The sequence below is a fragment of the Mucilaginibacter sp. genome (assembly GCF_028288105.1).
Classification (GTDB): Bacteria; Bacteroidota; Bacteroidia; order Sphingobacteriales; family Sphingobacteriaceae; genus Mucilaginibacter.
This window is the reverse complement of the sequence record NZ_JAQBOI010000142.1, coordinates 1-4240: the sequence shown is the minus strand read 5'-3', so window position 1 is coordinate 4240 and position 4240 is coordinate 1. Positions and strand designations below refer to the sequence as shown.

At 42.5% G+C, this 4240-nt stretch carries 4 protein-coding genes; 2 read left to right on the top strand and 2 right to left on the bottom strand.

From position 1 onward, the window contains the following. Positions 1 to 612: bifunctional demethylmenaquinone methyltransferase/2-methoxy-6-polyprenyl-1,4-benzoquinol methylase UbiE (gene ubiE, locus JWQ85_RS09900; protein ID WP_299467429.1), on the bottom strand; the 612-nt coding region annotated here is incomplete at its 3' end. Between the two features lie 235 nt (positions 613 to 847). On the opposite strand from ubiE, the gene JWQ85_RS09895 reads away from it, so the two are divergent. Next, the gene (locus JWQ85_RS09895; RefSeq protein WP_299467427.1) at positions 848 to 2212 is read left to right on the top strand and encodes a Gfo/Idh/MocA family oxidoreductase; all 1365 of its coding nucleotides are present in this window, start codon (positions 848 to 850) and stop codon (positions 2210 to 2212) included. A 21-nt stretch (positions 2213 to 2233) separates the two neighbouring features. Continuing rightward, complete coding sequence (locus JWQ85_RS09890) at positions 2234 to 2938, top strand: DUF1080 domain-containing protein (RefSeq protein WP_299467426.1); 705 nt, start codon at positions 2234 to 2236, stop codon at positions 2936 to 2938. 180 nt (positions 2939 to 3118) lie between these two features. Here the strand turns inward: JWQ85_RS09890 and JWQ85_RS09885 are convergent, their stop codons facing one another. Next, entirely contained in the window at positions 3119 to 4150 is a 1032-nt protein-coding gene (locus JWQ85_RS09885) for an aldo/keto reductase (RefSeq protein ID WP_299467424.1), read from the bottom strand. Positions 4151 to 4240 lie beyond the last annotated feature (90 nt).

Genomic DNA, 4240 nt, shown 5'->3' with positions numbered 1-4240 from the left:
TGATTCTGGCAAATAGGTATAAGCCCTTGCATCCTTTGAAAAGAGTTTACCTATGCCCGGCGTTATATAGTTAAAGTAAAACTTGTACAATTGTTTAATTGGGAATGCCTTTGGTTTTGAAAACTCCAATACAACAGCTTTTCCGCCGGGTTTTAACACGCGATGAATATCGGCAAGGCCTGTTTCCAGGTGCTCAAAATTACGTACGCCGTAAGCAACCGTAACCGCATCAAATTCATTGGCTTCGAAAGGCAGTTTTTCCGAATCGCCCAGTTTAACCTCAAATTTATCAGACAAGTTACGCTTAGCTATTTTTTGCTTCGCGATATCCAGCATACCCTGCGAGATATCTACACCTATTATCTTTTTAGGTTTTAGTATAGATAAAGCTTCGAAAGCAAAATCGCCGGTACCGGTAGCTACATCCAGTATCAGTTGTGGCTGGTCTTTTTTAAGTTCGTTGATAGCCTTTTTACGCCAGATGATATCAATCCCAAGCGACATGAAATGATTCAGAAAATCGTAGGTTTTTGAGATATTATTAAACATATCGGCTACCTGCTCTTTTTTGGTGCCCTGCTGGTTTTGGTATGGGGTTACAGTTTTGTTCATGAGTATGCAGGCAAAGATAAGTATTGGAGTTCATAGTTGATGGTTACCTCTTTGTCATTTCGAACAGGTAGTGGGAGAGATTATCTGCCGGCATGGCAATAAATTACAAGTACTGATAATTAAACTTTTTAATATTATTTAAAAACTATACCTTCACTTCCGGGCATCTAAGCCTTCGTAAACCTATTATTTATATTCATAACAATTATTGTAAGATAAACCTTAAAGCATAATTATGAAAGAAAATTCCGAAGCATCCCGCAGGGGCTTTATAAAAAAATTAGCTACTACCGCCGCCGCTGTAACCGCAGGCAGCAGTTTATTAGCCGCCGATAAGCACAGCTTTCATTATCTAAAACAAAAGTATAATCAGTACGGACCTAATGATCAGGTGAACATTGCACTTATAGGTGCCGGCGGTATGGGTACGCAGGATGCCATTGTAGCCCTGCAGGTACCCGGTGTAAAGCTGGTGGCTGTTTGCGATTTGTATGATGGACGTTTAAATGAAGCTAAAACACGTTGGGGAGCTGATATTTATACTACTAAAATTTATAAAGAAATACTTAACCGTAAGGATATTGATGCGGTAATTATAGCCACGCCTGATCATTGGCACCAGCAAATTTCTGTTGATGCTATGCATGCCGGTAAACACGTGTACTGCGAAAAACCAATGGTACATTCTGTTGCCGAAGGCCCGGCGGTAATAAAAGCACAAAAAGAAACAGGTAAGATCTTCCAGGTAGGCAGCCAGGGGGTATCATCATTAGGAAACGAGAAAGCGCACGAGTTACTAAAAAGCGGCGCCATTGGCGAATTAAACTATGCCGAAGGTTTTTGGGCTCGCCGCGCACCTGTTGAGGTTTGGCAATACCCTATACCCGAGGATGCATCGGCACAAACCGTTGACTGGGAAACTTATGTAAGCAATACTCAAAAACGCCCGTTTGATTCTAAAAGGTTTTTCCGTTGGAGAAACTATACAGATTATGGTACCGGTATGGCCGGCGATCTGTTCGTTCACTTGTTTAGCAGCCTGCACTTTATAACCGGTTCTATGGGGCCAAATAAAATTTATGCATCGGGCGGTTTACGTTACTGGAACGATGGCCGCGAAGTGCCTGATGTTTTGCTGGGGACATTCGATTATGGCAAAACAGTAGCACACCCGGCATTCAATCTTTCGTTACGATGTAATTTTGTTGACGGTACCAGTGGTACTACTTACCTAAAATTGGTTGGCAGCGAAGGTTCAATGGATGTTACCTGGGATAGCGTTACCCTGAAAAGGAATAAGGTAATAGCGTCTGACGATCCGTTCTATATTGAAAAGATGCGTAAAGCCGGGCAAAGTGATTCGGGCAGAAAGCATATTTTACCACCAGAAGAGATCACCTTTAATGCCGAAAAAGGTTACCTGGGTGGCCCTTACGACCACATGAATAATTTTATAACCGCAATACGTACCAATGGTAAAGTTGCCGAAGATGCTATTTTTGGCTATCGTGCGGCAGCACCCGCGTTGTTATGTAACGATAGCTATTATAAAAACACCCCGATGTTTTGGGATCCTGAAAAAATGAAAATGGCTAAGTAATAAGTAAACCTTATATATAGTATGAATAAACAATTTAAAATATTAGGCCTTGCAGCAGCCATTTGCTTTTCGGGTTCGCAGAGCTTTGCACAGGCCAAAAAATCGGCATGGGTAAGCCTTTTTAACGGTAAAAACCTAAAGGGTTGGCACGGCTACAATAAAAAAGGCGAAGTTAAAAATTGGGAGATAGAGAACGGTGCGCTGGTTTGCCTTGGTGCTGTTAAAGGAACAGATACAGGCGGTGATATTGTAAGTGACAAACAATACGACAACTTTGAACTTTCTTGGGAATGGAAAATTGATAAAGGCAGTAACAGCGGTATTTTATATCACGTTGTTGAGTCGCCTAAATATGAAGCATCTTACTTGACCGGTCCGGAGTACCAAATAATAGATGATATTGGCTGGGTACCTGATAAGCTGGAAGAGTGGCAAAAAACCGGTGCCGACTACGCAATGCATACAGCTAATACACTTAAAAAAGTAAAGCCTGTTGGCCAGTGGAACACCAGCAGGATAGTTTTTAACAAAGGCCATGTAGAGCATTGGTTAAATGGTGAAAAGATAGTGGAATTTACTGCCTGGGGTGCTGACTGGAAAAAGAAGAAAGCAGAAGGAAAGTGGAAAGATCATCCTGAATATGGCACGGCTAAAATTGGTCACATTGCTTTGCAGGACCATGGGCATAAAGCTTATTTTAAGAATATAAGGATAAAACAGTTGTAGAGCTATTATGCCACTTACCAACCCGTCATTGCTGTAAGGTATGAAGCAATCTCCCGATAGACAATGGCGCATGCAAAGCGTTTATGTTAGTTCTGAGATTGCTTCTTACCTCGCATGACGCGCGGAGGGAGAAGAGGATAAATATTAACAAGAAAGCCCCGATAGATCGGGGCTTTCTTGTTAATAAAATTTTGGAAGCGGGTTAAGCTTTGTATCCTGGCGTTGATGCCAGTACGGATATATTGGGGTTAATTCGCTGGCGGCATCGAGTTTCTTTATTTGGTCGATAGTCAAGTTCCAGCCAACAGCATCAAGGTTTTGTTTTAGTTGCTCCTCGTTGCGGGCGCCAATAATTATGTTAGCTACTGTTGGGCGCTGCAAAAGCCAGTTAATAGATATCTGTGCAATAGATTTACCGGTCTCTTCGGCTACCTCATCCAGTGCATCTACAATGGTGTAAAGGCGCTCAAAATCAGTTTCTGGTCCATGACTGCCACCCTGACTGCGGCGGTTATCCTGTGGGATAGGCTGACCGCGGCGGAATTTGCCACCTAACTGCCCGGATGCCAGCGGGCTCCAAACTATTGTGCTTACTTTTTGATCGATACCCAGCGGCATCAGTTCCCATTCAAACTCCCTGTCTAATAACGAATAATAGGCTTGATGAGCAACATATTTGGCCCATCCATATCTTTCTGATATGGATAACGATTTCATTAAATGCCAACCCGAAAAGTTGGAAGCAGCAATGTAACGTACTTTGCCACTGGTAATCAGGTCATCAAGCGCACGCAGGGCTTCTTCAACCGGCGTGTTGCCGTCAAAGCCATGCATATGGTAAATATCAATATGGTCGGTTTTTAAACGACGCAGGCTATCCTCTGCCGATTTAACAAGGTGATATCTTGATGAGCCAAAATCGTTAGGTCCGTCGCCCATTTTAAAAGTAGCTTTGGTAGATATTAAAACTCTGTCACGCAAGCCTTCCAATGCCTGACCTAAAATTTCTTCAGAGATACCGCCCGAGTACACATCGGCAGTATCAAACAGGTTAACGCCTGCATCAAGGCAAAGGTTAACTAACTTTTTAGCATCGTCTAACTGGGTAGTACCCCAGGCTTTGAAAAATTCGCCGGCACCGCCAAATGTGGCAGTACCAAAGCTAAGCACCGGTATATGTAAACCCGATCCGCCTAATTGTCTGTATTCCATTGTGTTTGTTTTTGTGGTGTGATGTTTTGTTAATACTCAAATCTCGTGGATAGTTTTAAAGTTAATATCATAGCAATAACATAAATGGAA

Excerpts from the sequence above, each read along its gene's own strand:
- JWQ85_RS09885 (WP_299467424.1), bottom strand. The coding sequence starts at position 4,150 with ATGGAATACAGACAATTAGGCGGATCGGGTTTACATATACCGGTGCTT.
- JWQ85_RS09895 (WP_299467427.1), top strand. The coding sequence starts at position 848 with ATGAAAGAAAATTCCGAAGCATCCCGCAGGGGCTTTATAAAAAAATTA.
- JWQ85_RS09890 (WP_299467426.1), top strand. The coding sequence starts at position 2,234 with ATGAATAAACAATTTAAAATATTAGGCCTTGCAGCAGCCATTTGCTTT.